The following is a 24,791-nucleotide window of genomic DNA, read 5'->3' on the forward strand; positions in this document are numbered from 1 at the left end:
CCATCCTTCACTGCCCGACGTCGGCCTTGTCCAGCACCTGCCCCGCCGCGGGTGGCCGGACCTCCAAGGGCTCGTCGAAGCCGCTGAACGACGTGGTGGTGACGTTGCCGCCGCCCTTGTAGACGGTTCTCAGCAGGTACGGCTTTCCCTCGGTGGCCACGTAGAAGGTGTACGTCCCTTCGTTGTCCGCCTTGTCCGTGACGTGCACGGCGATCGCATCCAGGTCGCCGACGTGGGTGGCCGCACCCTTCTTCGCCTTGCCGAACGACTCGAACGTCCAGGTGCACGCGGCCAGTCCGTCGCCGGGCTGCGCGTCCGCGGCGGGCACCTTCGCCCACTGCTTCGGCCGGACGTCGGCGACCTGCCTGCCGCTCCAGTTCTCGAGGTACGTCTTGTCCGGGCGGACGTAGTCCGTCTCCCCGATCCTGATCTGTTCGAGGCTGCCGTTCTCGGCCCACGTGGTCTTCGCCGTGCACCGGTTCTTCAGATCGGTCTTCAGGCGCATCGTCACCGTGCCGTTGCGGTCGTTGGCCGGGGTGTTGCTCATGTCGACCGTCACGGAACGCAGTGCGCGCATCGTGTCGTTGGCCTCGTCGAGCAGGTCTGCCGCGGACTTCTCGGCGGCGCCATCGCCGCCCCCGCACCCGGTGAGCGCGGCCGCGGTGAGCAAACACACCAGTGCCGTCGTCGTCATGGGAATCGTCCGCATCGAGCCCCCCGCTCCATCCCCGTTCACCGAATGACCATGCTCATGATCGGAAACGGGAGCCTATCAGCGCCGGTGATCCGAGGGGCTGTGCCCGTACGTCCTCCTGCGCCTCACGCTCCCACGCCCATACGAGCCCGCTTCAGGACCCCGGTGGCACGGCCTGCTCGAAGCCGAGTTCGCGCAGGGCGGTGCGGAGTTTGTCCGCCGCCTCGTCCAGGGCCGACATGTCCTCTTCCGGCTTCGCGTGGGAGAAGTCGAGGTCCCCCATGCCCCACACGGGCGCCACGTGAATGTGCAGGTGCGGCACCTCGAAACCGGCGATGAGCAGTCCGGCGCGCGGAGCGTTCCACGCCCGCTGCACACCCTGGCCGACCGCCTGGGCCACCTGCATGCAGTGGGCCAGCAGTTCACCGTCGACCTGCGTCCACTGGTCGACCTCGCGCCGGGGCACGACGAGGGTGTGCCCGGGCGTCAGGGGGGCGATGGACAGGAACGCCGTCGCGTGCGGGTCCTGCCAGACGAACCGGGCGGGAAGCTCGCCGTCGATGATGCGGGAGAAGACGGTGGTCATGCTTGCCCCTTCGCTGCGGGAGAACTCTCGGAGCGAGCCTACGTACCGGCCGGCGCGCGAGGAGCCGGAAGCCGCTGTCGTGGCAGTGACCGGAGCGGGATGACTCAACTCCGCGTGTGTGGTTTTCGTCGACCGCGACCACACCTGCTCCCCTGAACGGCTCAGTGTTGCTGGTCCGGAGGAGGCGGGGGGCTGTTAGCGATGTGACCTTGGTGGAAGGGATGGGCGCGCAAACGGATCCGAGGAGGCGGGATGTCGGAGGGCCTGATCGAGGGCTGCGCGCCGCGTGCTGTTCCGGGAGGCGGCGAGGATGTGCCACCGGACCGGTCCCCCAGCGGCTTCGAACAGCTGAGCGCCGTCGCCGACGCCGTCCTCTACGAGGGCTACCTCCTGTACCCCTACCGTCGCTCCTCGGCCAAGAACCGCGTCAGGTGGCAGTTCGGGGTGCTGTTCCCGCGCGACTGGGTGGAGGCGTCCGGCCCCGTCGTACCCGGCGTGTCCGGCTCCGCGGACTCCTGGTACCAGCAGACCGAGTGTCTGCTGCGCGTCCGAGGACCAGGCGCTGTCGTACGGGTGAGGGTGCGGTACCTGCAGCTGCAGCACAAGCAGATGGAGGAGGCGGGCCGGGACGGCAGCCACCGTGCGGTCGCGTCGCTTCGGACGGACGACGGCGTGGCGCATCTGACCTTCGACGAGGCGGTAGCGCGCGAGGTCGACCTCGCCGTCCCACTGGACGACCTGCTGACGGGTGAACACACCGCTCCGGTGGGAGCGGCAGCCGGCACGGACATCGAGCCGTTGCCGGGGGGCGTCGGACGGGTCGTGCGGCGGCGCGAGGAGGTCCGGGCGCACACCACGCTCGCGGCCGAGCGGCTCGCGCAGGACGTGTACCGGCTCCGGGTGCTCACCGCGAACACCGGGCCCGCGCCCGAGCCGCACATCCCCCGCGACGAGGCCCTGCGCGGTGCCCTCGTCGCCACGCACACGCTCGTCGCCGGCCAGGGCGTGGAGTTCGTCTCGCTGATCGATCCGCCCGCACCGTTGGAGGAGCACGCCCGCGCGTGCCGGAACGAGTTCGCCTTTCCCGTTCTCGGCGGAGAACCGCCCGCTGAGGAGGCCGGCACCGGCACCGGCGTCATCGGAGACCTTCTGCTCTCCTCGCCGATCATCCTTCCCGACCATCCGCAGGTGGCCCCGGAGAGCCCGGGCGATCTGCACGACGCGGCGGAGATCGACGAGATCCTCACCCTGCGCACGATGCTGCTGACGGACGAGGAGAAGCGCGAGGCGCGCGCCACCGACCCACGGGCCGCCGCGATCCTCGACCGGGTCGACACCATGCCCCCGGAGGTCTTCGCGCGCCTGCACGGCGCCGTCCGCTCCCTGACGCCGGTCACCCCGGCCCCCGAAGTTCCGGGCTCACCGGTCACCCCGGGCGCCGAACCTCCCGCCTCACCGGTCACCCCGGCCGCCGAACGTCCCGCCTCGCCGGTCACCCCGGTCGCCGAAGCTCCCGACCGCCCCGCCTGGTGGCAGGAGGGTGCCGACGCCGGGCTGTCGCCGACCACCGACACCGTGCTCGTCGACGGCGTTCCCCTCGGCGCGGGCAGCCGCGTGCGGCTCTGCCCGCGCGGCCGGGGCGCCGACGCCCAGGACATGTTCCTGGTCGGCCGGACCGCCCAGGTGGCCGCCGTATTCCACGACGTGGACGGCAGCACGCACCTCGCCGTCACCCTCGACGACGACCCCGCGTCCGAACTGCACACCTGGTACGGCCGCTTCCACTACTTCCGGCCCGACGAACTCGAACCACTGGAGCCGACCGGCTCCCCCACCCCCCGCAGCGGAGGCCGATGACATGACGACGCACAGCGCCACCACCGAGGTCAGCGGCGAACCCAGCCGCGGCGAGGACCGGCAGGGCTTCGACGAGATCCACATCCTCTGGATCTCCGAGGGCATGAGCTGCGACGGCGACACCGTCTCCCTGACAGCCGCCGACCAGCCCTCCATCGAGGATCTGGTGCTCGGGCTGATCCCGGGCCTGCCGAAGGTGAACCTGGTCAACAAGGTGCTCTCCCCGAGCCTGGGCGGCGAGGACTTCCTCGCCCCCTACCGGGCGGCGGCCCGCGGTGACCTGGCGCCGTTCATCCTCGTCATCGAGGGTTCGGTCCCCAACCAGAACGTCATCGAGGGCGACGGCTACTGGACGTCCTTCGGCAACGACCCGGAGACCGGTGAGCCGCAGACCCTGAACCACTGGATCGACGAACTGGCCCCGAGGGCCTGGGCGGTGGTGGCCGCCGGCACCTGCGCCACCTTCGGCGGCATCCACGCGATGGCCGGCAACCCGACCGGATGCATGGGCCTCGCCGACTATCTGGGCTGGGACTTCAGGTCGCAGGGCGGGCTGCCCGTGGTGAACGTGCCGGGCTGTCCGATCCAGCCGGAGAACTTCATGGAGACCCTGATCTGGGTCCTCTACCACGCGGCCGGCTCCGCTCCCCCGCCGCCGCTGGACCACATGCTGCGCCCGCAGTGGCTGTTCGGGAAGACGGTCCACGAGGGCTGCGACCGAGGCTCGTACTACGAGCAGGCCAGCTTCGCCGGTGACTACAACTCCCCCAAGTGCCTGGTCAAGACGGGCTGTTGGGGCCCGGTGGTCAACTGCAACGTGCCCAAGCGCGGCTGGATGGCCGGCATCGGCGGCTGCCCGAACGTCGGCGGCATCTGCATCGGCTGCACCATGCCCGGCTTCCCCGACGCATTCATGCCGTTCATGGACGAGCCGCCCGGCGGAACGCTGTCGTCGATCGCCATCAAGCCGTACGGCGCCGTCATCCGCCGCCTGCGCGGCTTCACGAACGAGCTGGTCAACCACGAACCCAAATGGCGCCACAACAAGCGGAAGCTCACCAGCGGTTACGACCCGCACTGGCGGCCCTGACACCGCGCGACACCCACCCCACCAGGGACCTACGGACACCGACCGACAGCGAGGGGCAGTAACAGCGATGACCACAACCGAGGCCCGGCCCACGGGACGCAAGCCGGCGCAGATCGTGGACATGTCCTGGGATCCGATCACCCGGATCATCGGCAACCTGGGCATCTACACGAAGATCGACTTCGCCAACCGGGAAGTCGTGGAGTGCCACAGCACCTCGTCGCTCTTCCGCGGCTACTCGGTGTTCATGAAGGGCAAGGACCCGCGCGACGCGGGCTTCATCACCTCCCGCATCTGCGGGATCTGCGGCGACAACCACACCACGTGCTCCGACTACGCCCAGCAGATGGCCTACGGCGTCAAACCGCCCCGGCTCGCCGAGCACATCGTCAACCTCGGCGAGGCGGCCGAGTACATGTTCGACCACACGATCTTCCAGGACAACCTGGTGTTCGTGGACTTCTGCGAGGCGATGGTCAAGGCCACCAACCCCGGCCTGCTGGCCCGCGCGGAACGCACCGACGCGCCCCGCGGGGACATCCACGGCTACCGCACGATCGGCGCCATCATGAAGGCCTTCAACCCCTTCGAGGGCGAGGTCTACAAGGAGGCCCTGAAGGTCAGCCGGGTCACCCGCGAGATGTTCTGCCTGATGGAGGGGCGGCACGTCCACCCGTCCACGCTGTACCCCGGCGGTGTCGGCACGCTGCCGCAGCCGACCGTCTTCACCGACTACCTCAGCCGGCTCATGCGGGTCATCGACTTCGTGAAGAAGGCCGTCGCGATGAACGACGACGTCTTCGACTTCTTCTACGAGGCGCTGCCCGGCTACGAGGAGGTCGGCCGGCGCCGCATCCTGCTGGGCTGCTGGGGCGCCTTCCAGGACCCCGACGTCGTCGACTACCGCTACGAGAACATGAACCGGTGGGGCAAGGCGATGTACGTCACCCCGGGCGTCGTCGTCGACGGTGAGCTGGTCACCAACAACCTGGTCGACATCAACCTCGGCCTGCGCATCATGCTGGGCAGCTCCTACTACGAGGACTGGGTCAACGAGCAGCCCTTCGTGACCCATGACCCGCTCGGCAACCCGGTCGACATGCGCCACCCGTGGAACCAGACCACCGTCCCGGTGCCGCAGAAGCGCGACTTCGACGGCAAGTACAGCTGGGTGATGAGCCCGCGCTGGCTCGACGGGCGCACCGGGGACCACCTCGCCCTGGACACCGGCGGCGGCCCGCTCGCCCGGCTGTGGTCGACCGCACTGAGCGGCCTGGTCGAAACCCCGTACATCAAGGCCACCGGCCACAGCGTGCGCATCTCGCTGCCCAAGGGCGAGACGCTGCCGGAGACCACCCTGGAGTGGCGCATCCCCAAGTGGAGCAACACCATCGAACGGGACCGCGCCCGGCCGTACTTCGTCGCCTACGCGGCCGCCATGGCCCTGCAGTTCCTGGAAGAGGCCATGGGGCTGGTGCGGTCCGGCGACACCAAGGTGTTCGAGAACTTCGAGGTGCCGGACGAGGCGATCGGGTGCGGTTTCCACGAGGCGGTGCGCGGTGTCCTCTCCCACCACCTGGTGATCAAGGACAAGAAGATCGCCAACTACCACCCGTACCCGCCCACCCCGTGGAACGCCAGCCCCCGCGACAAGTTCGGCACCCCCGGCCCGTACGAGGACGCCGTCCAGGGGCAGCCCATCTTCGAGGAGAACGGCCCGGACGACTTCAAGGGCGTCGACATCATGCGCACCGTCCGCAGTTTCGACCCCTGTCTGCCGTGCGGTGTGCACATGTACGTCGGCAAGGGCAAGACGCTGACCACCCTGCACTCGCCGACGTACGGAGCGAACCATGGCTGAGGCCGGCGCCCCGGCCGAGCGGCTCGCGGACCCGGCCGTCGAGGCCCGCCTGGCCCGGCTCGACGAGCTGCTGGAGGGCCTCGAATCCGCCCCCGGCCCCACCACCCGCTCCGCGGTCGAGTCGGTACGGCTGCTCACCGAGGTCTATGGCGAGGCGCTGGCCCGGGTCATGGACCACGCGGACGGGCAGCTGGCCGAACGTCTCGCCGACGACGAGCTGTTGGGGCATCTGCTGGTGCTGCACGCCATCCACCCCGAGCCCGTCGAACGCCGGGCGGCCCGCGCGGTCGAACGGCTGCGGCCCGCCGTGCGGGAGAGCGGCGGCGACGTGGAATGGGCCGGCGTGGAGGGAGAAGTGGGCCGGGTCCGGCTGACGGCGGGCGGCGGTTGCGGTTCCGGGTGCGGCGGAGGGTCGGCCGACGTCACCACCGTGGTCCGGGAGGCGGTGCTCGCCGTCGCGCCGGAGCTGACGTCCGTGGAGTCGCTACAGGCCCCGCAGGCCCCGGCCCCCGCCTTCGTACCCCTGACCACGCTCACGCACCGAGGTGCGCGGTGACCACGGACGGAGCCCTGGCCCGCCTCATCCGCTCTTCGGCGGACGCCACCGCGAGGGCCGAGGCGGAGCGGTGCGACCTGTGCGCCGCGCCGGTGCCCGACGAGCACGCGCATCTGTACGACACGGGAGGAGAGCAGGTCCGCTGCGCCTGCGGCCCCTGCTCGGTGCTGTTCGCCGACCAAGGCGCGGGCGAGGGGCGCTACCGGCTCGTTCCCCGCAGGCGGATCCGGCTGCCCCGGGTGGACACTGAGGTCCTGGGCGTGCCCGTGGGCCTGGTCTTCTTCGTGCCCCGGGCCGACGGCACGGTCACCGCCGAGGGCCCGAGCCCGGCCGGGGCCATGCGCTGGGAGGTGGACGCGGCGGCCTGGCAACGGCTTGTCGAGGCGTGGCCGCAGCTCGCCTCCCTGGAACCGGACGTGGAGGCCCTGCTCGTGAACACCGTCCACGGCCTCGACCACCACTGGATCGTGCCCGTCGACGACTGCTTCCGGATGGTCGCCGTCGTACGCCGGGAATGGCGGGGCCTGTCCGGCGGCGGACGGGTCTGGCCGGCCGTCGAGCAGTTCTTCGAGGACCTCACCGAGCGGCCATGACCCCGCACTCCGCGACGCGGAGGCGAGGCAGAGGAAGGAGAGCACCCCATGGGCAAGATCAGGGTCGGCCGACCCCAGGCCAAGCCCGACTCGACCGGGCACGTGCCCGGTATGCACCAGGGCAACGCGGGGCCCTACGACCAGCAGAAGGGGCACCACAAGGACGGCACCGCCGACGCGCGCCGCTCCACCGGGATCCATTGGAAGCGGCACGACGCTCTCCTGGACGTCATGCCGAACATCCCGCCGGGATGAGGAACGACAGGGAGTCGTCTGAATGAAGGTCCAACCAGCAGGGAGAACGGCTGTCGCGGAAGCCGGGAGGACGGGGCAACGGGTGCTGATGGCCGAGGCCGCTGTGGCGGGTGCCGTGGCCGTGGCACTGTTCGTCCGGGAGTTCCCCAGCCTGCGGCGCGAGATGCGGATCTGGCGGATGGCCGGCGGCCTGCGCGCGGGCCGCCGCTACCCGTGAGCCCGCCGTGCACGAGTTGTCGATCGCGACGGCGATCATCGAGCGGGCCGATGAACTCGCCCGGGCCGACGGGACGGAAGCCGTCTCGGCGGTGACCGTCCGGGTCGGCGAGCTGGCGGGGGTCGTTCCCGACGCGCTGGACTTCGCCTTCGAGGTGGCCCGCGACGGCACCGCCCTCGCCGCCGCCCGGCTCGTGGTCGAGGAGGTCCCCGCGCAGGCCTACTGCGGCCCGTGCTCCGAAGAGTTCCCGGTGGGCATGCCGCCGTTCTTCTGGTGCCCGCGCTGCGACCAGCCCTCCACCGAGCTGCGCAGCGGCCGGGAACTGGAGATCATCGGGATCGAGCCCTTACCGGCCCCGGCATGACAGGAGTGGGCCCCGCCGACGCCTCGGCGGGGCCCACTCGTGTCCCGGTCAGCAGATGCGCGGCAGCTGCTCGCCGAGCGGCAGGTCCACCACCCGGGTGCCGCCGAGGCCGGTCGAGACCACGACCATGCCCGGGTGCTCGGCGACGCACTCCCCGATCAGCGTGGCGCCGGTGCCCTGCGGGTGGGCGCGCATGGCCGCGAGGACCTCCTCCGCCGCCGACGGGGGCACGAAGGCGACGAGCCGGCCCTCGTTGGCGACGTAGAGGGGGTCGAGGCCCAGGAAGCCGCAGGCGTTGGCGACGGCGTCCGGCACCGGGATGGCGCGTTCCCGCAGCCGGACGCCGGTGCCCGAGGCGCGGGCGATCTCGTTGAGGGACGCGGCCAGACCGCCGCGGGTGGGGTCGCGCAGCACATGGACGTCCGGGGTGACCGCCAGCATGGCCGCCACCAGGTCCGCCAGCGGTGCGGTGTCGCTGGCGATCTCGACGCCGAACTCCAGCCCCTCCCGCACGCTCATGATCGCCACGCCGTGCAGGCCGATCGGACCGCTGACGATGACGGCGTCACCGGGCCGGGCCCGCTGCGGCCGGATGTCCACGCCCTCGGGGACGAGCCCCACCCCTGCGGTGGTGACGTACACGCCGTCGCCGTGCCCGGACTCCACCACCTTGGTGTCGCCCGTGGCCACGACGACCCCCGCCGCCTCGGCCGCCGCGCCCATGGCACGCGCGATCCGTTCGACGACGGTCAGCTCCACGCCCTCTTCGAGTACGAAGGCGGCGGACAGATAGGCGGGCCGGGCGCCGCTCATCGCCAGGTCGTTGACGGTGCCGTTGACCGCGAGGTCGCCGAGGCTGCCCCCGGGGAAGAACAGCGGCCGGACCACGTAGGAGTCGGTGGAGAAGGCCAGCCGGGCGCCGCCCAGTTCGAGGACGGCGGAGTCGGCGAGCGCGGCCAGGGTGGCGTTGCCGTAGGCCGGGGCGAAGACCTGCTCCATCAGCTCGGCGGACAGGGCGCCGCCTCCGCCGTGCCCCATCACCACGACGGGCTGGTCGCGAAGCGGGGCGGGGCAGCTCCAGTCGGCGGGATCGACGGCGGGGTCGACGGTCGTGTCGGCGAGTTCAGGCAACGGGGTTCATCTCCTCGCGGACGGCTTGGGCGGCCTGCGGCGTCGGGCCGTTCATCCGGCGGTACAGGTAGTAGGCCGCGCAGGCGCCCTCGCTGGAGACCATGGTCGCGCCGAGCGGGGTGCGCGGGGTGCAGGTGGTGCCGAACGCGGCGCAGTCGGTCGGCTTGATGAGCCCCTGGAGCACCTCGCCGCTACGGCACTCGGCGGGCTCCTCCGTCCGGATGTCCGTGACGTCGAAGCGGTGCTCGGCGTCGTACGCGCGGAACGCCTCGGTCAGCCGCCAGCCGCTCAGCGGGATGCGCCCGATGCCGCGCCAGTTGCGGTCGGTGACCTCGAACACCTCCTCGATCATGCGTACGGCGGCCGGGTTGCCGTCCGCGCGTACGGCACGGGCGTACGCGTTCTCCACCCGGTGCTCACCGCGCTCCAGTTGGCGCACCGCCCGGCGGATGCCCTCCAGGATGTCCAGCGGTTCGAAGCCGGTCACCACGAGCGGAACGCGGAACCGCTCGGCGAGCTGCGGGTACTCGGCCGTGCCCATCACGCTGCACACATGCCCGGCGGCCAGGAAACCCTGCACCCGGCAGGCGGGGGCCGTCATGATGGCCTCGATGGCCGGGGGCACCCGCACATGGGACACCAGCAGGCTGAAGTTGGTCAGCCCCAGACGGCGGGCCTGGTGCACGGCCATGGCGTTGGCGGGGGCGGTGGTCTCGAAGCCGATGGCGAAGAAGACCACCTCACGGTCCGGGTTCCGGCGGGCGAGCTCCAGGGCGTCGAGCGGCGAATAGACCACGCGTACGTCGCCGCCCTCGCCCTTGACCCGGAACAGGTCGCGGTCGGTGCCCGGGACGCGGAGCATGTCGCCGAAGGAGCAGAAGATCACCCCGGGTCGCGCGGCGATCTCCAGTGCCTGGTCGATGACGTCCAGCGGGGTGACGCAGACGGGGCAGCCGGGGCCGTGGATCAACTCTACCTGTTCGGGCAGCAGTTGGTCGATGCCGTGCCGGATGATGGAGTGGGTCTGCCCACCGCACACCTCCATCAGGGCCCAGGGCCGGGTGGCGGTGGCGCGGATCTCGTCCAGCAGGCGCCGGGCCAGCTCGGGGTCGTTGAACTCGTCGATGTACTTCACCGGGCCTCGCTCTCTCGGGCTTCCTCGGTCACGGCTGCGACTCCCGCGTCCCGGGCCGCCTGCTCCCAGGCGTCGCCGAACTCCTCCTCCAGCAGCCCCAGTTCCTCGAAGAGCTTCAGGGAGGCCAGCGCCGACTCCTCGTCCAGGCGCTGGAGCGCGAAGCCGACATGCACGATGACGTACTCACCGACACGCACCTCGGGGACGTACTCCAGACACGCCTCCTTCTGCACGCCGCCGAAGTCGATCAGCCCGGTGAGCGGATCGGCGCCGGCGTCGATGGACACGACCTTGCCGGGCACTGCCAGACACATGGGTCACTCCTTCTGTCGTTCGTGTGCCGCGACCACCAGCTGGCCGAGGGCCAACCCACCGTCGTTCGGCGGGACTTCGCCGTGCCGCAGTACCGCGAAGCCGTCGCCGGCCAGCAGCGCCGTGCACTCCAGCTCCAGCAGCCCGTTGGCGAAGACTCCGCCGCTGAGGGCGACGGTGGTCAGACCGGTGGCCCGGCGTGCCTTTCGGCAGATCTCCAGGACGGCGCGGGCGACGCCGCGGTGGAAGCGCGCGGCGATCACCGGTGCCGGGGTGCCGCGTCGCAGGTCGGCGAGGAGCGCGCTCAGCACGGGGGCCGGGTCGCACCCCAGGGGGCCGACGCCGAAGGCGTACGCCGCGCTGTCTCCACCCCAGGCCGAATGGGCCACCGCCTCCAGCTCCAGGGCGGCCTGGGCCTCGTAGCCCGCGCGATGGCACACGCCCGCGAGGGACGACACGGCGTCGAAGAGGCGGCCCATGCCGGACGTCGGCACGCAGGCCACGTTGCGCGTCAACTGCCGCTCCAGCACAGCGAGTTCCTCGGCCTCGCACGCGGCCACGCTCGGCAGGTCCGCGTCCCACGGCAGCCCTGCGGCCCACAGCCGGGCCAGCGCCAGACGGCAGGGGTTGGCCACGCCCGCGTCACCGCCGGGGAGCGGGGCGGGGGTGAGGTGGGCGAAGCGCCGGTAGCCGGTGTAGTCGGCGAGCAGGAACTCGCCGCCCCAGACGGTGCCGTCGTCGCCGTAACCGGTGCCGTCGAAGGCGACGCCGATCACGGGTGTGGTGCCGTCGAGGCCGTGCTCGGCCATGGTGGAGGCGAGGTGCGCGTGATGGTGCTGGACGAACACGGGCGAGGGCCGGGCGAGTTGGAGCGCCCGCTGCCGAGCCCACCGGCTGGAGTGGTATCCGGGGTGCCGGTCGGCGGCGACGAGTTCGGGGCTCACGCCGGTCAGGCGCCGCAGGTGCGACTCCGCGCGCCGGGCGGCCTCCAGGGTGGTCAGGTCGCCCATGTCGCCGATGTGCGGGCCGAACCAGGCCTGGTCGCCCTCGCCGATACAGAGTGCGTTCTTCAGGTCGCCGCCGACCGCGAGGGCGGGGCGCACCGCAACCGGCAGACGCAGCGGCCGGGGTACATACCCACGGGAGCGGCGCAGCACCTGCTCGGTGCCGTCGGGGCGCACCCGCAGCAGGGAGTCGTCGCACGGCGAGGCGATGGCGCGGTCGTGGGCGAGCCAGGCGTCGGCCAGTCCAGCGAGCCGGGTCAGTGCCTCGTCGTCGTCCGTGACGATCGGTTCACCCGAGCGGTTGCCGCTCGTCATGACCAGCACACGGGGGCCCGGAGGATCGCCGGGCAGCCCGAACAGCAGCGTGTGCACGGGGGTGTAGGGCAGCATCACGCCGAGGTGGGGGCTGCCGGGGCACACGCCCGGTGCGAGGTTCGACGGGCGTGGGCGCAGCAGGACGATGGGGCGCCGGGGACCGGTGAGCGCGGCTCGCTCGGCGGCGGAGACCTCGGCGAGCCGCTCCGCGTCGGCGAGGTCGGCGCACATCACCGCGAAGGGCTTGCCGCCCCGCGCCTTGCGGGTGCGCAGTGCGTCGACGGCCCGTGCGTCGGTGGCGTCGCACGCCAGGTGGTAGCCGCCGAGGCCCTTCACGGCGACGATCCGTCCGACGGCCAGCAGTGCCCGTGCCGCCGTCAGCGCGTCGCCGTCCCGGGCGGGGCGGATGTCAGTGCCGGCCGCGGGAACCAGCCGCAGCCGGGGACCGCAGTCGGGGCACGCCACGGGCTGGGCGTGGAAGCGGCGGTCGCCGGGATCGCCGTACTCCCGGGCGCAGGCGGGACACATCGGGAAGCCGGTCATGGTGGTGACCGCCCGGTCGTACGGCATCCCGGTGGCGATGGTGAAGCGGGGCCCGCAGTGGGTGCAGGTGACGAAGGGGTGCCGGTGTCGGCGGTCGGCCGGGGCGGCCAGCTCGCGCAGGCAGTCGGCGCAGGTCGCGGTGTCGGGTGGGAGCTGGGTGCGGCCCGGGGACTGCTCGGTGGAGCGGATCGTGAAGGCGGCGTCGGCAGCCGTGACGGGCACGTCCTCGACGCCGATGCCGGTGACGGCGGCGAGCGGTGGAGGCTCGGCGGCCAACCGGTCGCAGAAACGGGCGACACCGTCCGGTGTGCCCTCCACCTCGATGAGCACGCCGTACGCCGTGTTGCTGACGAACCCGGACAGCGTGAGGTCGGTGGCCAGGCGGTGCACGTACGGGCGGAAGCCCACGCCCTGCACCGTGCCGCGCACCGTGACACGGCGGCGCACCGCCCGAGTGGTGGTGGGCGCTGTCACGAGACGCGGCCGGCCGCGAGGCCGGAGTCCGCTTGCGCGTGCTCATGGACGTGGCCGTGGGGGCGCGGCGCGAGGGGCGGCCGGTGGACGGGGGCTCCGTCCCGCGCGGCGAGGACCCGCTCCAGGACGGTGTCGACACCGTCGCCGGTGCGGGCACACGACCGTACGATCTCCACCCCGGGGTTGACCCGCCGCACATGGGCGTCGAAGGCCGCCGGGTCGAAGCCGGCGGGCTCGGCCAGATCCATCTTGGTGAGGACCACCAGATGGGCGGAGCCGAAGGCGGTGGGGTACTTCAGCGGCTTGTCCTCGCCCTCGGTCACCGCCATGAGCACGATCCGCAGGCTTTCGCCGAGGTCGTAGGAGGCGGGGCAGACGAGGTTGCCGACGTTCTCCACGAAGAGCAGCGCGGTGTCCTCGGGCAGCCAGTTGTCCACGTGGCCGCGCAGTTGCCGGGCCTCCAGATGGCACAGCCCGTCGGTCAGCAGCTGTTTCACCGGTGCTCCGGAGCGGGCGAGCCGGCGGGCGTCGTTCTCCGTCGCCAGGTCGGCGGTGAGCGCGGCCACCGGGACGCCCCGCTCCACGGCACGGGCCAGGACCCGTCCGAGCAGTTCGGTCTTGCCGCTGCCCGGGCTGGACAGCAGATTGACCACGCTCACCGCGCGCCGGGCCAGTTCGGCGCGCAGGCTCGCGGCGAGGCCGTCGTTCTTCGCCAGGACGGCCTGGGCGGCCTGGGCGGCCTGGGTGACGTCCATGGAATCGCACATGGGCGCTGCTCCTCGCGGCGGGCTCGACAGTGAATCGGGTGCAAACCGCGCAAACCGGTCTGCGGCTATCGATCCTCGACGCCTCCGGCCACCGGGCAGGCGAGCCCGGCCGTGGAGGGGTCCGTGGATTCCTCCGGGCGGCTCAACGGGGGTGTGGCCGCGGGTTCGGCGAGCAGGACGGGGACCATGGCGTGCAGGGCCTCGACGGCCCGGCCGACCGCGTCCACGACCGGTGCGCTGAGGCCCGGGACGATGTCCTCGTCGCCGCGCGGCCGTAGCTGGGGTTCGCAGGCGAGCACGAGAACGCGCGGCAGCGGTCCGTCGCCCAGGTGGGCGGCCAGGGCGAGGACCCTCGCCGGGTCCATGCCGTGCGCCTCGGGCGGGGCCGCGCCCCGGGCACCGTCGGGGAGCTCCGGCTCGATCAGGGACAGCGTGCCGGGTGAGTGGCCCCGTTCGGCCGCGTCGACCAGGACGACGACGTCGTAGCCGTCGAGCAGTTCGTACGCGAGGTCCAGGCCGCGGATACCGAAGTCCCGCACCCGCACCTCTGTCGGCAGCGGGCGCCGCTCCAGGGCGCGGACGACCTCGGGGCCGAAGGCGTCGTCCGCGAGGAAGATGTTGCCGACGCCCGCCACCAGCAGACGCGCACCGCGGCGGATCATCGCGCGCCCCCGCTCAGCGGCCGGTCGGAGCCGCCCGGCTGCTTGCGGACGAAGGCCGACCGCAGGGCGTGGTAGGGAGCTTGCGGGTCGAAGAAGATGGCGCGCATACGGGCGAGTTCGGCGCGCCGGTGGTCCGCGAGCGGTCGCTGCTCCTCGTCCGCCTGCCGGGCCGAGGCCTTGGCGGCGATCCGCCGCGCGAGATCCGGGGCGGCGGCGAGGTCGGCCGCCCTGCGCTCGGTCTCGGCGGCGAACTCCTGTACTGCGACCGGCACCAGCCGGTTCACCAGTCCGATCCGCGCGGCCGTGGCGGCGCTGACGGGCAGCGCCTCGCTCGTCAGCCGCCGGGCCGTCTCCGTTCCGACGCGGCGCGGCAGCGTGTACGTCCAGTACTCCGAGCCGTACAGGCCCATCCGCCGGTAGTGCGGGTTGAGGACGGCGCCCGCGCGGCACCACACCTCGTCGGCGGCCAGGGCGAGCATCAGGCCGCCGGCCGCCGCGTTGCCGCAGAGCGCCGCCACCACCAGCCGGTCGGTGGTGCGCAGGACGGCTTCGACCAGGTCGTCCATGGCGTTGAGGTTCGCCCAGGACTCGCCGGCCGGGTCGGCGGCCGCCTCGATGACGTTCAGATGGATGCCGTTGGAGAAGAAGTCCCGGACTCCGCCGAGGACCAGCACCGAGGTGGGGCGGGCGAGGGCGTACCGGTAGGCGGCGAGCAGCCTGCGGCAGTGGTCGGTGCTCATCGCCCCGCCGGGGAAGGAGAACGTCAGGAAGCCGATGTCGCCCTGCTGCCGGTACCGGATGTCGGTCCAGGTGCGCCGGTCGGCGGGCAGTTCGAGCGGGGCGGAGTCCTCCGGCAACCCGTGCGGACGGTCACTGCTCCGTGCGCCGTCGGCCGCGAAGGACGCGAGCACGGAGGCCGCCGGGCGGCGGAACGGCGCGGGGTCGCCGGAACTCTTACGAGGGCGCAGTTCCGGGATCCACACCGCGCCGTCCCGGGTGGCCCGGCACACCGCCCCCGCCCTCGTGGCCAGCAGCTCACCGGGCCGTCCGCGCAGCCGGTCCTCGGGATGCCCGCCGTGCAAGAACACCTCTCGGCCGAGGAGTTCGTCCAGCACACCGGGCTGCGAGTCGCCCCCGCGCAGCTTGCGCAGCACCACGTCGGTACCGTCCCTCCCCCAGTCGATCCGCCGCTGCTCCTGCCGGAAGAAGTCACGCCACACCACCCCGACCTCGGGATCGCTCTGCGGCCGCGGCTTGAACGAACCGTCGGCGTACCGCCGGACGGCCAGCAGAACGGCGGCCGAGGCGGCGTCGGAGACCTCGTTTCGGTAGAGGTCGCTCTTGCCCACCGACGGCACCGGGAACGGCTCGGACGCCCAGATGTCGCCCGCGTCCATCGACGCCTCGGCCTGGAGCACCGTCACTCCCCAGCGCGGCGCCGCCTCGGCGATCGCCCAGTCCAGGGAGGAGGGACCGCGATCGCCGGGCGGTCCCGGGTGCACGACGAGGCAGGTGTGCTCCCGCCATACGTCCTCGGGGAGCGCCGTCCTCAGCATCGGAGCGATGATCAGCTCCGGGCGCGTCTCCTGTACGGCGGCGCGGACCGCGTCGGGACCGTGTGAGGCGAGGACGACGTCCACCCGGTGCCCGAGGTCCGCCAGTTCGGCGTACACACGCTGGGACAGGCTGTTGAACGCGCTCGCGACGAGCAAAATGTTCATGACATGGCATGCTCGCCGGTTTCCGGGTGCGCGGAAAGGATCACGGCGGCGTTTCGCCCGCCTCGGTCAGGTCTCTTCCTCCATCCGGATCGCGTCCCTCAGCCTGTCGACGGCCTCGCTCTGCTCTCCCTTGTACACATCCACCAGGGCCTCGGCGATTGCGTCGAGCTTGCGCTGGATCGCGTGTTCGGCGCGCATCTCGGCATTCTTCAGCAGGGCCAGGAGCAGCAGGGTCACCGCGGTCATGGCCCCGCCCGCCAGCAGGAGCACGTCGATCTCCAGGTGCGCCGCGCTGGAGGCGATGAAGAAGCCGACGAGGATCAGGCAGACCAGGAAGAACACCGGCGAGCTGGTGAAGTTGGAGGCGTACTGGGCGAACTGGTCGAACCGGCCACGCCCCGGGCCACCCCGCTGAACGGGACTCTTGAACGTCATGAGCGAGCCTTACCCCGCCACCGGCCCGGACGGCGGGCGCCTCGGCCGACCCCACACGAAAAGGGCCCTCGCAGGCTCTCGCCCGCGAAGACCCTTCGCAACCTCAGGACGACAGGATTTGCCCCTGCGCCCCGAACACGCGCTAGAAGGCGCTGCTGTTGCAGCCCATGGTCGAGCCCAGGTGGGTGTCCTGCCCACCGGCGTTGCCCTCGCCGTTGAGCGCGTTGCCCAGCAGGCCGTTGAGAATGCCGACCTGGCCGAGGACGTCGAGGTTCAGGTCGTGCGACTTGCAGTTGGAGCTCTGCAGGATCTTGTTCCCGCCGTCGCCGTCGAGGCCCTGCGCGGTGGCGGTCCCGGCGCTCAGGAGTCCGGCGCTGCCGAGCGCGACAACCAGGACGGCAGCCTTGCGAAGCTTGTGCATGTTCATCTCCGGTGGAATGACGTGGGTGCGATCCGTGAGGGATCGACTTCGTACGGTTAACGGAGGTTAATATGAAAAAACCCGATTTGTTCCAGCGGCACGCCGAGGATTGGTGATCGAGTTCTGTTTGATCTTCAGGTGCCACACCACGGCCGTGCCGTGTTCGTCGAGGGAGGGATCCATCTCGCACATCAGGGGCCCCAGAAATGATCAAGGGTCTTGATCCACTGAAGTGAATCAAGACCCTGACCTGCGACTACGGAGCGGACTCCGGTCGGGACGACAGGATTTGAACCTGCGACCCCTTGACCCCCAGTCAAGTGCGCTACCAAGCTGCGCCACGTCCCGGTGCCTGTCGCGCGGCGAACCGCGTGATCACGCAAGCAGAACTTTACCCCACGCCGGGGACCGTGCCGAAAAGGGCGCCCGGCGAGGGGCAGGCACCTCGATGGACAATCGGTGCATGGCCACCACACCGTCAGGACGGCAGACCGACGCTCGGGACCGGGACAACGAGGGCCGGGCACGCAACGCGCGCCCCCGGGACGGTCTCGGGCGCCCCCTCCCCTACGGCGCGGACGGCGTCGCCCGCCAGCCCGAGGGCGTCGTACGCACCCCGGAGCAGAGCGTCGTGGAGGCACAGCAGCTGCTGGACGCGGGGAAACCGTTCCATGCGCACGAGGTCTTCGAGGACGCCTGGAAGACGGGCCCGCAGGAGGAACGGGCCCTGTGGCGCGGCCTGGCCCAGCTCGCGGTGGGCCTCACCCACTCGGCCCGGGGGAACGTGACGGGCGGGGCGAGGTTGCTGCGGCGGGGGGCGGGTGCCGTGGAGGAGTGGTCGTCGGGGGCCGGGGGGCAGCGGCCGTACGGGATGGATCTGCCGGGGCTGGTCGCGTGGGCGCGGGAGCTGGCGGGGGTCGTGGAGGCGGGCGACGAGGCAGTGGATGCGCGGGGGCGGGCGCCGAGGTTGCGCGGGGAGTCGTAGCGGGGGGGGGCGGGAACCCGGGGCAGGGATCCGTCCGCCGCGGCCCCCGCGCTCTCGGACCCTCGGCGCCGACGGATCGGACGCGGTGTCCGCGTTGTCAGTGGCGTGCGGCAGACTCGGGGCGTGCGAAAGATTCATGTCATCGGTATCGGCGCGGGCGACCCGGAGCAGCTGACGCTGCAGGCGGTCAGGGCCCTGCGGAGTACAGACGTGTTCTTCATCCTCGACAAGGGCGAGGTGAAGTCCGACCTCACGCAGCTGCGCCGGGACATGCTGGACGCGCACATACCGGAGGGGACGTATCGGGTCGTCGAGGCGCGGGACCCGGACCGGGACCGGTCGGCGGGGGGTGCCGCGTACTCCCCGGCCGTCGGGGACTGGCGCAGTGCCCGCGCCGGGATCTACGAGCGGCTGATCGCCGAGGAGCTGGGCGCGGACGAGACCGGCGCGTTCCTGGTGTGGGGTGATCCCGCGCTGTACGACAGCACGCTCGCGATCCTGGAAGAAGTCCTGGACAAGGGCGCGGTGGCCTTCGAGTACGACGTCGTGCCCGGCATCAGCAGCGTCTCCGCTCTCGTCGCCCGGCACCGGACGGGGCTCAACCGGGTCGCCCGGCCCGTGCAGATCACCACCGGCCGACGGCTGGCCGAGGGCTTCCCGGACGGCGTGGACGACGTGGTCGTCATGCTCGACGCCCACCAGGCCTTCCGGCAGTACGCCGACCAGGACATCGACATCTACTGGGGCGCGTACATAGGCACCCCGGACGAGATCCTCGCCTCCGGCCCGATCGCCGAAGCCGCGCCCCGCATCGAGCAGTTGCGCGCCGAGGCCAGGGAGCGCAAGGGCTGGATCATGGACACCTATCTGCTTCGCCGGAATCCGGCGGAGCAGGAGGAGCAGAAGGAGCAGAAGGTGCCGCGGGAGCAGAAGGAGTAGCAGGGGCAGGGGCAGGGGCGCGCCGAAGAGGCGGGAGGATCAGTAGGGAGGGGCAGGTGGCTCAGCGGGAGCGTCTCGGGAGCCGCCGAGATCCGCACTGCACCCGAGCGGACCGTCCCCGCATGCGCCCTCGGGCCGCCGCTGTGATCGTGGCTCCGTGACGCTCGCCGAGGAAACCGCCCCGCCCGCCGCCTCACAGCCGCCCGTACTGGACGCGCGGCGCCGCAATGTCGTCTTCGTGACGATCATGCTGGGGATGCTGCTCGCGGCCCTCGACCAGACGATCGTGGGCACGGCGCTGCCGACGATCGTGTCGGATCTGGGCGGCGCCGAGCACATGTCGTGGGTGGTGACGTCGTACCTGCTCGCGGAGACCGTCGCGACAGTGCTGGTCGGCAAGTTCGGCGACCAGTTCGGGCGCAAGGTGGTCTTTCAGGTCTCCGCGATCGTGTTCATCACGGGCTCGTTCCTGTGCGGGCTGGCCTCCAACATGACCCTGCTGATCGTCTGGCGGGCGATGCAGGGCGTCGGGGCCGGCGGTCTGATGGTGACGGCGATGGCGTTGATCGCGGATGTCATCCCGTTGAGGGAGCGCGGCAAGTACCAGGGCGCGATCGGTGCCGTGTTCGGTGTGGCGACCGTGATCGGACCGCTGCTCGGCGGCCTGTTCACCGATCACCTCACCTGGCGCTGGGCGTTCTACGTCAATGTGCCGATCGCGATCCTCGTCGTCGTAGCGGCCGCCCGGACCATCCCGGTGGTGAAGTCGGCGACGCGGCCCGTCATCGACTACCTGGGCATCACGCTCGTGGCGGTCGGCGCCAGCGCACTGATTCTGGCGACGAGTTGGGGCGGCAACGAGTACGCGTGGGGCTCCGGCGTCATCATCGGCCTGTTCGTCGGTGGCGTGGTCGCGCTGGGCCTGTTCTGCTGGGCGGAGACCCGGGCAGCGGAACCGATGCTGCCCATGCGGCTGTTCGCCAACCCGGTCTTCACGGTCTGCTCCGTCCTCAGCTTCATCGTGGGCTTCGCGATGCTCGGCGCGATGACGTATCTGCCGACCTATCTCCAGTACGTCGACGGCGACTCGGCCACGATCTCGGGTGTACGGACGCTGCCGATGGTGGTCGGGCTGCTCATCGCGTCGGTGTTCAGCGGCAACGTGGTCAGCAAGACGGGGAAGTACCGGATCTTCCCGATCGTCGGCTCCTTGGTGATGGGGGTCGGGCTGTTCCTGATGTCCCTCATGGGGCCGTCGTCCGGTGCCTGGCTGGAGTCGCTGTACATGTTCGTGCTGGGCACCGGCATCGGCCTGTGCATGCAGGTCCTGACGATCGCCGTGCAGAACACCGTCGGGTACACCGACCTCGGCACCGCGACCTCGGGCGTCACCTTCTTCCGTACGCTGGGCAGTTCGTTCGGCACGGCCGTCTTCGGCACGATCTACACGAACACGCTCACCTCCAACCTCACGGAGGGCGTCGAGGCCGCTGCGCGGACGGGCACCGGCATCGATCCAGCCGCTCTCACCCAGGCCGCGACCAGCCCCGAGGGCCTGCACGGGCTGCCGTCTGCCGCAGCCGCGCCGATCGTCGACGCCTACGCCGACACGCTCCAGACCGTCTTCCTGTGGACGGTGCCGGTCGCGGCGGTCGGCTTCGTGGTCGCCCTGTTCCTCAAGCAGGTGCCGCTGCGCGACAGTGCGCGCATGGGGTCCACCGACATGGGCGACGGGTTCGCGTCACCGCACGACGCCAACGCCCAGCGGGTGCTGGAGGCATCCGTCGGGAAGATCATCGGCGGCCTGGGGCCGGACACCGCACGCCGGATCATCGCGGACTCCGACACCCGCCTCGACGTGGCCGGCGCCTGGGCGGTGATCCAGGTCGAGCTGCTGACACGCCTGGTGGGCCACGCCGGCCTCGGCCTGATCGCGGCCCGCCGGCACATGCCTCCCGAAGTGCTGCTGCCGGTCTTCGACCGCATGGTCGACGAGGGCTACCTCACCCGCGACGGCTCCCTCCTCTCCCACACCGAGGCTGGCGCCCGTGAGGCCCAAGTCATCGGCGAGGCCTGGGGCACATGGCTGGAGGCCCGGGTGCACGAGGACATCGGCCGCCCACCGGGCACGGACCTGCGCAACGCGGTTCACACGATCGCCAAGCGGCTGCTGGTGGAGGACCTGAGCTCCGGGTTGCCCGGCCGGGCGAAGGAGCCGGCGCTGAGCAAGTCGCGCTGAGAGCCCGGGGACAAACCCCCGCCTGCGCTGCGATACCCGACGCTCGAACAGCCTCGCGCGGGGGCCCTGCCGCCGCAGTGCACGCCCTTCGGGCGGACGACGGGGGTCTGTTCACAGGTTCTGAACTGCGGCCCGCCGCTCGCCGGGCTCACCGGCTCGGGGGGCTCGGGGGCCCGTGGCTCCGGGGTTCGGGGGCTCGGGGGCAGTCACGGGCTGAGGCCCAGCCGCTCCAGCACCCCCGCCACATCGGGCACCGCGTCCACGCCGTCCGGGAGCGGGGGGCGTCGTACGACCACGACCGGGAGAGCGAGTTCGCGGGCGGCCGTGAGTTTGGCCGAGGTCGCCGCTCCGCCGCTGTCCTTCGTCACCAGGACGTCGATGCGGTGCTCCCGCAGCAGAGCGCACTCGTCGGCCGTCGTGAACGGGCCGCGGGCCAGCAGGACTTCGGTGTGTGGGGGCATCGGCGGCTCGGGCGGGTCGACGGAGCGTACGACGAAGTACAGGTCCGTCAGGTGGGCGAAGGCCGCCAGGCCCAGGCGGCCGGTGGTCAGGAAGACGCGGCGGGCCAGGCTCGGCAGCAGGGCCGCGGCCTCGTCGAGCGAAGCGACCTCGTGCCAACGGTCCTCGGGGCCAGGTCGCCACCCAGGCCGGCGCAGGACCACCGCCGGCACCCCCGTCGCCGTCACGGCGCGGGCCGCGTTCGCCGTGATCGACTCCGCGAAGGGATGAGTGGCGTCGACGACGGTGTCGACCTGCTCGGCGCGCAGCCAGTCGGCCAGGCCCTCCGCTCCGCCGAAGCCCCCGACGCGTACCTCCCCTTCGACCGCGCCCGGCCGCGACACCCGCCCCGCGAGCGAGGTGGTGACGCGGACGCCGGGGTACGTCGTGAGCGCTGCGGCGAGTTCGCGGGCCTCGGTGGTGCCGCCGAGGATCAGGACGTGGCGGGGGGACATGGGGCGAGCGTACGAGGTGCTGCGCGGGGAGCGCGGCGGAGGGTCCGTACGGGCGGCGGGTACGTGCCGAAGCGCGACCTGCGGTGCCCGAAAGGGCGAGTTCCGATGGCCGGTCCGGACCGGCTCCGCGAACACTATGAACACAACGATCAGATCGTGGTCCCTCGCCGCGTCCCTCCCTAGCATCGCGGCGCACGGCTCGACGACGCGCCGACGAGGACGAGGAGCAGCGTCTTGGACTGGACGAGAGCGCACGCACTGATCCGCAGGTCTGTTCCTGTTCCCCTCGCCCCACGGCGGCGTACGGCGCTGGCCGCCCTGCTGGCCGGGTCCCTCACGGTCGGCATCCTCGTCGGCGCCTCCAACGCCCGGGGAGAAGCGGCGGGACCCGCGTCCGCCGAGTGTCCCGCCGATCTGGTCGGCAAGGCCGACTGCTACAGCGGCCGCGACCTCAACGGCGCGTACTACACGATGGCCGTGCCCGACGACTGGAACGGCTCGCTCGTCGTGCACGCCCACGGCGGCCCCGACCTCGCCCCGGACTCCGACCCGAACCGCAGCCGCGACGACCTGCGCCGGTGGTCGGTGATGGTGAAAGAGGGCTACGCCTGGGCCGGTTCGTCGTACCGCCGGGGTGGCTACGGGACGCGCATGGCCGCAGCCGACACCGAGAGCGTGCGCAGGCTGTTCGTCGAGGAGTTCGGCAAGCCGCGGCGGACGTATGTGCACGGCCAGTCGTGGGGCGGCAACGTCGCCGCGAAGGTCGTGGAGACCTACGGCCAGAGCCAGGGCGCGTACGACGGGGCGCTGCTCACCAACGGCGTCCTCGCCGGTGGCTCGCGTGGCTACGACTACCGCGTGGACCTGCGCGTCGTCTACCAGTACTACTGCGGCAACCACCCCCGCCCGACCGAGCCGCAGTACCCGCTGTGGCAGGGCCTGCGCGCCGGCTCGGCCATGACGACCGACGGGCTGCGCGCCCGACTGCAGGAGTGCACCGGTTACGCGTCGGCGCCCGAGAAGCGGACCGCGCTGCAGCAGCGCAATCTCGACGACATCCTGGCCGTCACGAGGATCCCGGAGCGCACGCTGGAGTCGCATCTGCGGTTCGCGACCTTCACGTTCCGGGACATCGTGCACAACCGTCTCGGGGGCCGCAATCCCTTCGGCAACCAGGGCATTCGCTACTCCGGGTCGCATGACGACGAGGCGCTCAACGCCGGTGTCGAGCGGTTCGCCGCGAACCCGGCGGCCGTACGGGATCTGTCCTACGACAGCGATCTCACGGGCGAGGTCGCGCTGCCGGTGCTGACGCTGCGTGCGATCGGCGACCCGACGGCGTTCGTGGAGCACGAGGCGGCGTATCGGGACACACTGCGCGGGGCCGGTCGGGACGGGCAACTGGTGCAGACGTTCACGCGGGAGAACGAGCACAGTGAGCTGAGCGACGCCGAGTACGCCACCTCCATGGCGGCCCTGGACAGGTGGGTGCGGACGGGCGAGCGGCCCACACCGGGTTCCATCGCGGCGTCCTGCGGTGTGTTCGACCGCACCTACGGTGCCGGATGCTTCTACGACCCGGCGTTCGTCCCGTCGCCGTACGCCTCGCGTGTCGAGCCGCGGCCGGGCGGGCTGCGGTGGCCCGCCATGACGGCTGCTCAGGAGCGGGCCTGGAGCAGGATCGAGGGGGTCGGCATCGCTTATTGAGCGGTGCCGCGCCGATCGATGGCCATCGCCCTCTCGATGGCTATCGTCCTCGCATGGGATCCGTACGTGCCGTCCTCATCGACATCGACGGCGTCCTCACCGTCTCGTGGCAGCCGCTGCCCGGCGCGGTCGAGGCGCTGCGGGAGATCCGTGAGGCCGGGCTTGGCGTGGTGCTGGTCACGAACACGACCTCGCGGACGCGGGCGTCGATCGCCCAGGTGCTGGCGGAGGCGGGGTTCCCGGTGTCCGCGGAGGACATCCTGACCGCGCCCGCCGTGACCGCGGCGTATCTCACGGAGCACTGTCCGGGTGCCCGGTGTGCGCTGCTGAACAGCGGGGACATCGCGGAGGACCTGGGCGGCGTCACCGTCGTCGACGGAGACGAGGGCGACGCCGCTCCGGAGGTCGTGGTCGTCGGGGGTGCCGGGCCCGAGTTCGACTACACGGCGCTCAACCGGGCCTTCGGGCATCTGCAGCGCGGGGCGCGGCTGGTGGCGATGCACCGGAATCTGTACTGGCGCACGGACGAGGGGTTGCAGCTCGACACCGGCGCGTTCCTGGTCGGTCTGGAGAAGGCCGCGCGGGTCGAGGCGGAGATCACGGGCAAGCCGTCGGCCGCGTTCTTCGAGGCGGCGCTGGCGCATGTGGGGGTCGGCGCGGGGGCTGCGGTGATGGTGGGGGACGACATCGAGTCCGATGTGCTGGCGGCGCAGCGGGCCGGTGTCACCGGGGTGCTGGTCAGGACCGGTAAGTACCTGCCGGAGACCCATCGGGCCGCGAGCGGCACGCCCGACCATGTGATCGACTCCTTCGCCGATCTGCCCGCGCTGCTGGCGGAACTGCGGGAGCCGGCGGAGCAGTAGCCCGTACACCACCGGCTACCCATTTGTTCACTTTTAGTTTGTTTGCCCTTGACCTGACAGATACCGACTCGCAGAATGGTCGTACATTTACAACGTAAACGTACTGGAGAAA

The 24,791-nt window shown here is 71.5% G+C and carries 25 protein-coding genes and 1 tRNA gene; 13 read left to right on the top strand and 13 right to left on the bottom strand.

Annotation, left to right across the window (positions count from 1 at the left end; genetic code table 11):
* Nucleotides 1-7: 7 nt before the first annotated feature.
* Both EHO50_RS39725 and EHO50_RS39730 read right to left on the bottom strand, forming a co-directional pair.
* Nucleotides 8-709, bottom strand: coding sequence for a hypothetical protein (locus EHO50_RS39725; protein ID WP_128436719.1), 702 nt, complete (start codon nucleotides 707-709; stop codon nucleotides 8-10).
* Between the two features lie 139 nt (nucleotides 710-848).
* Nucleotides 849-1,280 carry an HIT family protein gene (locus EHO50_RS39730; RefSeq protein ID WP_128436720.1) on the bottom strand — a complete coding sequence of 144 codons (432 nt, stop codon included), beginning with the start codon at nucleotides 1,278-1,280 and terminating at the stop codon, nucleotides 849-851.
* Nucleotides 1,281-1,532: 252 nt separating this feature from the next.
* On the opposite strand from EHO50_RS39730, the gene EHO50_RS39735 reads away from it, so the two are divergent.
* The 8 genes from EHO50_RS39735 to hypA all read left to right on the top strand — a co-directional run bounded on the left by EHO50_RS39735 (nucleotide 1,533) and on the right by hypA (nucleotide 8,073).
* Nucleotides 1,533-3,137, top strand: a complete 1,605-nt coding sequence (locus tag EHO50_RS39735; RefSeq protein WP_181449784.1) for an ATP-binding protein — start codon at nucleotides 1,533-1,535, stop codon at nucleotides 3,135-3,137.
* A 1-nt stretch (nucleotide 3,138) separates the two neighbouring features.
* Nucleotides 3,139-4,227: an NADH-quinone oxidoreductase subunit B family protein gene (locus EHO50_RS39740; protein WP_128436721.1), complete on the top strand. Its 1,089-nt coding sequence runs from the start codon at nucleotides 3,139-3,141 to the stop codon at nucleotides 4,225-4,227.
* A 67-nt stretch (nucleotides 4,228-4,294) separates the two neighbouring features.
* Nucleotides 4,295-6,088 (top strand): nickel-dependent hydrogenase large subunit, encoded by a 1,794-nt coding sequence (locus tag EHO50_RS39745; RefSeq protein ID WP_128436722.1) that lies wholly within the window; start codon nucleotides 4,295-4,297, stop codon nucleotides 6,086-6,088.
* Nucleotides 6,081-6,644, top strand: a complete 564-nt coding sequence (locus EHO50_RS39750; protein WP_128436723.1) for a NifU family protein — start codon at nucleotides 6,081-6,083, stop codon at nucleotides 6,642-6,644. Before EHO50_RS39745 ends, EHO50_RS39750 begins: the two co-directional genes overlap by 8 nt.
* Nucleotides 6,641-7,237, top strand: a complete 597-nt coding sequence (locus EHO50_RS39755) for a DUF5947 family protein (protein WP_128436724.1) — start codon at nucleotides 6,641-6,643, stop codon at nucleotides 7,235-7,237. The genes EHO50_RS39750 and EHO50_RS39755 overlap by 4 nt, the downstream gene beginning before the upstream one ends.
* Nucleotides 7,238-7,285: 48 nt before the next feature.
* A complete protein-coding gene (locus EHO50_RS39760; protein WP_128436725.1) occupies nucleotides 7,286-7,492 on the top strand; it encodes a hypothetical protein in 207 nt (68 codons plus the stop codon).
* An 88-nt stretch (nucleotides 7,493-7,580) separates the two neighbouring features.
* Nucleotides 7,581-7,709, top strand: coding sequence for a hypothetical protein (locus EHO50_RS45725; RefSeq protein WP_281288305.1), 129 nt, complete (start codon nucleotides 7,581-7,583; stop codon nucleotides 7,707-7,709).
* 7 nt (nucleotides 7,710-7,716) lie between these two features.
* Nucleotides 7,717-8,073: a hydrogenase maturation nickel metallochaperone HypA gene (hypA, locus tag EHO50_RS39770; RefSeq protein WP_128436727.1), complete on the top strand. Its 357-nt coding sequence runs from the start codon at nucleotides 7,717-7,719 to the stop codon at nucleotides 8,071-8,073.
* A 48-nt stretch (nucleotides 8,074-8,121) separates the two neighbouring features.
* On the opposite strand, the gene hypE is transcribed toward hypA, so the two are convergent.
* From hypE to EHO50_RS39820, 10 genes are all read right to left on the bottom strand, one after another.
* Nucleotides 8,122-9,204 (bottom strand): hydrogenase expression/formation protein HypE, encoded by a 1,083-nt coding sequence (gene hypE, locus EHO50_RS39775; RefSeq protein WP_128436728.1) that lies wholly within the window; start codon nucleotides 9,202-9,204, stop codon nucleotides 8,122-8,124.
* Nucleotides 9,197-10,339, bottom strand: a complete 1,143-nt coding sequence (gene hypD, locus EHO50_RS39780) for a hydrogenase formation protein HypD (RefSeq protein ID WP_128436729.1) — start codon at nucleotides 10,337-10,339, stop codon at nucleotides 9,197-9,199. The genes hypE and hypD overlap by 8 nt, the downstream gene beginning before the upstream one ends.
* A complete protein-coding gene (locus tag EHO50_RS39785; RefSeq protein ID WP_128436730.1) occupies nucleotides 10,336-10,653 on the bottom strand; it encodes a HypC/HybG/HupF family hydrogenase formation chaperone in 318 nt (105 codons plus the stop codon). The genes hypD and EHO50_RS39785 overlap by 4 nt, the downstream gene beginning before the upstream one ends.
* 3 nt (nucleotides 10,654-10,656) lie before the next feature.
* Complete coding sequence (hypF, locus tag EHO50_RS39790) at nucleotides 10,657-12,987, bottom strand: carbamoyltransferase HypF (RefSeq protein WP_128436731.1); 2,331 nt, start codon at nucleotides 12,985-12,987, stop codon at nucleotides 10,657-10,659.
* Complete coding sequence (gene hypB, locus EHO50_RS39795) at nucleotides 12,984-13,754, bottom strand: hydrogenase nickel incorporation protein HypB (RefSeq protein ID WP_128436732.1); 771 nt, start codon at nucleotides 13,752-13,754, stop codon at nucleotides 12,984-12,986. Before hypB ends, hypF begins: the two co-directional genes overlap by 4 nt.
* Nucleotides 13,755-13,819: 65 nt before the next feature.
* Nucleotides 13,820-14,416, bottom strand: coding sequence for a hydrogenase maturation protease (locus EHO50_RS39800; RefSeq protein WP_128436733.1), 597 nt, complete (start codon nucleotides 14,414-14,416; stop codon nucleotides 13,820-13,822).
* Nucleotides 14,413-16,137: a hydrogenase maturation protein gene (locus EHO50_RS39805; RefSeq protein WP_128436734.1), complete on the bottom strand. Its 1,725-nt coding sequence runs from the start codon at nucleotides 16,135-16,137 to the stop codon at nucleotides 14,413-14,415. The genes EHO50_RS39800 and EHO50_RS39805 overlap by 4 nt, the downstream gene beginning before the upstream one ends.
* Before the next feature lie 66 nt (nucleotides 16,138-16,203).
* Entirely contained in the window at nucleotides 16,204-16,572 is a 369-nt protein-coding gene (locus EHO50_RS39810) for a low affinity iron permease family protein (protein WP_128436735.1), read from the bottom strand.
* A gap of 142 nt (nucleotides 16,573-16,714) precedes the next feature.
* Entirely contained in the window at nucleotides 16,715-16,993 is a 279-nt protein-coding gene (locus EHO50_RS39815) for a hypothetical protein (RefSeq protein WP_128436736.1), read from the bottom strand.
* 274 nt (nucleotides 16,994-17,267) lie between these two features.
* A tRNA-Pro gene (locus EHO50_RS39820) sits at nucleotides 17,268-17,341 on the bottom strand.
* 115 nt (nucleotides 17,342-17,456) lie between these two features.
* Here EHO50_RS39820 and EHO50_RS39825 point away from each other — a divergent pair.
* The 3 genes from EHO50_RS39825 to EHO50_RS39835 all read left to right on the top strand — a co-directional run bounded on the left by EHO50_RS39825 (nucleotide 17,457) and on the right by EHO50_RS39835 (nucleotide 21,156).
* Nucleotides 17,457-17,978 (top strand): DUF309 domain-containing protein, encoded by a 522-nt coding sequence (locus EHO50_RS39825; protein WP_164905079.1) that lies wholly within the window; start codon nucleotides 17,457-17,459, stop codon nucleotides 17,976-17,978.
* 123 nt (nucleotides 17,979-18,101) lie between these two features.
* On the top strand, nucleotides 18,102-18,917 hold the full coding sequence (cobF, locus tag EHO50_RS39830) for a precorrin-6A synthase (deacetylating) (protein WP_128436738.1): 816 nt from the start codon (nucleotides 18,102-18,104) through the stop codon (nucleotides 18,915-18,917).
* A 157-nt stretch (nucleotides 18,918-19,074) separates the two neighbouring features.
* Complete coding sequence (locus EHO50_RS39835; protein ID WP_128436739.1) at nucleotides 19,075-21,156, top strand: MDR family MFS transporter; 2,082 nt, start codon at nucleotides 19,075-19,077, stop codon at nucleotides 21,154-21,156.
* A gap of 206 nt (nucleotides 21,157-21,362) precedes the next feature.
* On the opposite strand, the gene EHO50_RS39840 is transcribed toward EHO50_RS39835, so the two are convergent.
* Entirely contained in the window at nucleotides 21,363-22,109 is a 747-nt protein-coding gene (locus EHO50_RS39840) for a cobalt-precorrin-6A reductase (RefSeq protein WP_128436740.1), read from the bottom strand.
* 234 nt (nucleotides 22,110-22,343) lie between these two features.
* On the opposite strand from EHO50_RS39840, the gene EHO50_RS39845 reads away from it, so the two are divergent.
* Nucleotides 22,344-23,816 (top strand): alpha/beta hydrolase, encoded by a 1,473-nt coding sequence (locus EHO50_RS39845; protein WP_128436741.1) that lies wholly within the window; start codon nucleotides 22,344-22,346, stop codon nucleotides 23,814-23,816.
* A 53-nt stretch (nucleotides 23,817-23,869) separates the two neighbouring features.
* Complete coding sequence (locus EHO50_RS39850; protein WP_128436742.1) at nucleotides 23,870-24,679, top strand: HAD-IIA family hydrolase; 810 nt, start codon at nucleotides 23,870-23,872, stop codon at nucleotides 24,677-24,679.
* Nucleotides 24,680-24,791: the final 112 nt, after the last annotated feature.

It is taken from the genome of Streptomyces cyaneus (assembly GCF_004028635.1).
GTDB classification, from domain to species: Bacteria; Actinomycetota; Actinomycetes; order Streptomycetales; family Streptomycetaceae; genus Streptomyces; species Streptomyces cyaneus.